Here is a 4,469-nt window from a genome sequence, read left to right as displayed (position 1 = left end):
AGCTGTTCGACAACCAAACGTCCAAGACCTGTTTTTTGCGCTGAAGTTTTGCTTTTCATCCCCACACCATCATCTTCCACGATGAGCATCAATTGTCCATCTTGTTCAGGACCAAATGAGATATAGATATGACCAGAACGATGATCAGGAAAAGCATGTTTTAAAGAGTTTGTTAGCAATTCACCAAGAATAATTCCAAGCGTTGTGGCATCTCTTGAAGACAATCGACAATCTTTAAAGTTGGTGTGAATGGTGATATTTTCACGCAATTCAAAAGGGACCGCCAATTCGACATCATGCACCACGGAACTGAGAAACTCTGCCAAGAGCGTTGTTTCCATATCATCACTCAAACGCAAACGACGATGCGCGGCGGAGATTGTCTGAATACGATCACGAGCAGCGCCAAGAATAGAACGGACTTCTTCATTTTTACTACGATTTAATTGCAGTCCGAGCAAAGAAGAGACCGTACCAAGAGAATTGCCAATACGATGGCTTGCATCTTGCAACAACATTTCAACGCGTTGACGTTCTTTTTCGGCATGATTGCGTGCTCTTTCCAACTCCTGTGTCCGTTCTTTCACTCGAGCTTCAAGAGCTATATTTTCACTATGAAGCAGCAATTGATACATTTTTAAGGAGCGGACATCGCGATGAAACCGATTAATAACAAAATAAGCGGAAATAAAAGTACTCACAACAGAGATAATTGCTGCTAATGTTAAAGCAGCGCGCATCAACGCTATACCCTCGCGCTGTTTTTGTCGTACCACATCATCGCCATTGATAAAGCTTGTCATCAGTTGCGCTAAACGGGCCACTTGAACCCTTGGGGATTCCAAAGCAGCAGCAGGTTGAGACGGTTGCTCAGGGATCGTATCAACAGCATGCATATGCGCATTCATAAAAGCCTTGCGTGTTTCGACCTCTTTTTTAAAAGCTGTAAACCATTCATACCATTGAGGATGAGCATAAACAAGAAGCGCCGTATAATCGAGAATATTATCAATCTCACGCGCTGCATTTTCAAAATGTGCCTTATCTTCCATCTTTCTGTTTTTTGCATAGCTTCGATCAGCGACAGCCATATCGATCAAACCAATGAGCGCCAAATCTGCCTGTTCGCGCAATTCAGAACTTGTATTCAACTGTGCAACTTCCCGATCAACAGCGTTTGAGAGCAATATAATAAAGATTGATGCCAAGAGGGCCATAACAAGAGAAACCACGATTGCCACCCAACGCCAGCTTGATATGCTTGAATCAGAAGAAAGATTTTGAGGAAGAAAATCCGTCTTTGTTGTCATAGAATTTCCATCGGCGAACCTAAAAATTGTCATTTTTCAGCAAAAAAAAGAAATTCCCTTCTGTTCCATAAGGCAAAAAGCCCGCTGGTTTCTTTCATACAGGCTTTTTTCTTTTCCTTAAAGGAACACACCAAACACGCTGAATTTCCTCAGATGCTTCTTTTACTTTAATAGCTATAACGGGAATAAAAAAAACAAGGCTATTGACCATAATTATTATGCTTTTTTAGCCGTTAAATGAACACAATGTGCTCCCCGCGGAATAAGCATCGGGACCGTAATCGGATTGACCATTGACTTTGAGCAATTCCTGTAAACGATTACGCGCTCTACTCACACGACTTTTAATCGTCCCAACAGCACACCCACAAATCGCTGCGGCATCTTCATAAGAAAAGCCTGATGCACCAATGAGAATAATGGCTTCTCTTTGATCAGCAGAGAGCATATTTAAGGCTTTTTTGAAATCTTGCAAATCCAGTGATCCATATTGAGCAGGATGAACCGCTACATTTTGGGTTAACACACCATCGCTGTCTTGCACTTCTCTTCCTCTTTTACGCATTTGACTATAAAATTCATTGCGTAAAATGGTAAAAAGCCAAGCTTTGAGATTGGTTCCCATTTCAAAACTGTCTTGCTTAGCCCATGCCTTCATCACGGTATCTTGGACCAAATCTTCAGCTTTATCCTGTCTCCCACTTAAAGAAAGTGCAAAAGCCCGCAATGCTGGTAGAACCAAAAGGAGTTCCTGTTTAAAGTTTTTCACGCCCTCAGCCATAGTGGATTTACGCCTTTTCCACATTATGCAAGCTAAATTGCTCGGCGCGCTCCAACCTGTCTAACAGTTCCAGCAAACGCAATGGAAGTGCTTCTTCTTGAATTTCCATGTAAAACTGGCGTAATTTCCGTGCTATTTCACAATTGACCCCGAGAAGATCATCTCCAGCGATGCGGTGATTGGTGAGATTTTTTTCATCACGGTCGTTCATTTTTTATCCCCCTAATCCATATAATATAAGTAGCACCGAGAAGAATTTTTTCGCCTCATGGTTGTAAATATAGTTGTAGGCAAAAAGTTCCATACGAACAGAGGAACTTTTTCATCACTTTCGGATTTCAACCAACAAAGTGCTTATAAGGTCAAAGGAGTTACAAATTATGTCATTATCCACACGCATTGCACCGCATCTTCCTTATCTTCGGCGTTTTGCCCGCTCTGTCACTGGCAGCCAATCTTCTGGTGATGCTTATGTTTCAGCGATGTTGGAAGCACTTATTGCGGACATTTCTATTTTTCCCAAAGCGTCTAGTGATCGCATTGGGACCTATTGGCTTTTTTGTCATCTTTTTGACCAAACCACCCCGAATATCCCTGAACCGCTTCCACAATTTGGTCTTGAACAAAAAACCAGTGCCAAATTATCCTATCTCACGCCACGAGCACGACAAGCCTTTTTGTTAATTGCCGTTGAAGGATTTAATGAACAAGAAGCCCGTGAAATTATGAATCTTGATAGCAAAGAGTTCCGCAAGCTCCTTAACCAAGCCTCGACGGATATTTCTCAACAAATTGCTACTGAAGTGATGATTATTGAAGATGAGCCTCTCATTGCCCTAGACATTGAACAAATGGTAGAAAGTTTAGGTCATAAGGTCGTAGGGATAGCGCGCACGCGTGATGAGGCTATCATCCTCTATCATAAAGAAAAGCCCCGCTTGGTTTTAGCTGATATTCAATTAGCCGATAACAGTTCTGGAATTGATGCGGTTAATGACATTTTAAAAAATGACCATATACCGGTTATTTTTATCACGGCTTTTCCTGAAAGGCTTTTGACTGGAGAGCGTCCAGAGCCGACTTTTTTAGTGACCAAACCCTTTAATCCCGATATGGTAAAGGCCCTTATTTCCCAAGCTTTATTTTTTCAAGAGAATGCTTCTAAAGCGGCCTAGACTAGAGTAACATCGTGATCATGATGGTTATGCCTCTTCCAAAGTCCCCCATAGATACATCGCATCTTAGCGCTCTCATGCAAGCGATCCGTGGAGCTGATATTTGTGTTCTCTATCAGACAACGAATCTGGATTACTTATGGGCTGAAAATCTGCCACAACATTTGCAGAATAAATGGCGTATGGGATGCCGTGACAGTGATTTTTTTTCGCTTGAGCTTGCCGATAATATGGAAACAATTAAATTGCAGGTTTTAGCCACGGGCAAAATGCAAACCATTGAAGCTCGATTTGAAGATCTGTCCAAACAAGCGACTTGGTACAAATTTTCCATTGATTGCCATCGCAATGATAATGGCGATATTATCGGTATTATCACGACTGGTGTGGATATTTCAGGATTACGTCGCCGTGAACAAGTTCTAAAGATCCTTCTTCGAGAAGTGAGTCACCGTTCTAAAAATCTTCTTGCCATCATTCAAAGTATTGCCAGTCAGACGGCACGCTATACGGAATCTCTTCAGATTTTTTTACGCAAATTTCAAGGGCGTCTTCATTCTCTTTCTCATTCTCAAGATCTGATTACCGATTCCGATTGGCGTGGTGCTCAATTTCGTGAATTGGTACAATCGCAGGCTTTAGGCTATTTGATGAAAGAAACAGAACGTTTTTCCCTTGAGGGTGTCGATCCTTATCTTTTTCCCAATGCGGCTTTGCATATTGGTTTGGCTTTTCATGAACTTATTGTCAATTCTCTTTCTTTTGGTGCTTTATCACAAGAAAAGGGCAGTATTTGTGTACGGTGTGAAATTCAGACAACAATCAAGGGCAAAACGCAACTTCTGATCACTTGGAATGAAAATTTTGCAGCACAAACGCCTCTTTTAAGCAATAACAAAGCCTGTTTTGGCAGCGCTGTATTAGAAAAGATTGTTCCAGTTTCTGTCAATGGTTCTGCTTCTTTAACATTAACAGAGCAAGGGATTCTTTATTGCTTATGTGTTCCCGATACTTATTTTGATATTTTTTTTTAAAGCCATCGGTTAACACATCACAACATAAAAAAGCCCAACAGAGGCAGCACTGTTGTCATCACATGGGGTTCCCGATCCCACCGCCATTTTTCCACACACACCATCGCCCTTGGACGGAACCCTTGGACGGAACCCTTGGACGGAACCCTTGGACGGAACCCTTGGACGG

5 protein-coding genes are annotated in these 4,469 nt (G+C 41.9%); 2 read left to right on the top strand and 3 right to left on the bottom strand.

What is annotated here, in order from left to right; translation table 11 throughout:
- The 3 genes from AC0QT1_RS08310 to AC0QT1_RS08300 all read right to left on the bottom strand — a co-directional run.
- The coding region (locus AC0QT1_RS08310; RefSeq protein ID WP_473202095.1) for a sensor histidine kinase at positions 1 to 1,310 on the bottom strand (1,310 nt) is incomplete at its 3' end.
- A 226-nt stretch (positions 1,311 to 1,536) separates the two neighbouring features.
- Entirely contained in the window at positions 1,537 to 2,091 is a 555-nt protein-coding gene (locus tag AC0QT1_RS08305) for an RNA polymerase sigma factor (RefSeq protein ID WP_473201072.1), read from the bottom strand.
- A gap of 7 nt (positions 2,092 to 2,098) precedes the next feature.
- A complete protein-coding gene (locus tag AC0QT1_RS08300) occupies positions 2,099 to 2,302 on the bottom strand; it encodes a NepR family anti-sigma factor (protein WP_473201073.1) in 204 nt (67 codons plus the stop codon).
- A 169-nt stretch (positions 2,303 to 2,471) separates the two neighbouring features.
- Between AC0QT1_RS08300 and AC0QT1_RS08295 the strand changes: the two genes are divergently transcribed.
- Together AC0QT1_RS08295 and AC0QT1_RS08290 are read left to right on the top strand one after the other, a co-directional pair.
- Entirely contained in the window at positions 2,472 to 3,266 is a 795-nt protein-coding gene (locus AC0QT1_RS08295) for a response regulator (RefSeq protein WP_473201074.1), read from the top strand.
- Positions 3,267 to 3,286: 20 nt separating this feature from the next.
- A complete protein-coding gene (locus AC0QT1_RS08290) occupies positions 3,287 to 4,300 on the top strand; it encodes a sensor histidine kinase (protein WP_473201075.1) in 1,014 nt (337 codons plus the stop codon).
- Positions 4,301 to 4,469 lie beyond the last annotated feature (169 nt).

This window comes from Bartonella sp. P12B (genome assembly GCF_055796185.1).
This window is presented reverse-complemented; position numbering and strand designations above follow the sequence as displayed.

Excerpts from the sequence above, each read along its gene's own strand:
- AC0QT1_RS08305 (WP_473201072.1), bottom strand. The coding sequence starts at position 2,091 with ATGGCTGAGGGCGTGAAAAACTTTAAACAGGAACTCCTTTTGGTTCTA.
- AC0QT1_RS08300 (WP_473201073.1), bottom strand. The coding sequence starts at position 2,302 with ATGAACGACCGTGATGAAAAAAATCTCACCAATCACCGCATCGCTGGA.
- AC0QT1_RS08295 (WP_473201074.1), top strand. The coding sequence starts at position 2,472 with ATGTCATTATCCACACGCATTGCACCGCATCTTCCTTATCTTCGGCGT.
- AC0QT1_RS08290 (WP_473201075.1), top strand. The coding sequence starts at position 3,287 with ATGATGGTTATGCCTCTTCCAAAGTCCCCCATAGATACATCGCATCTT.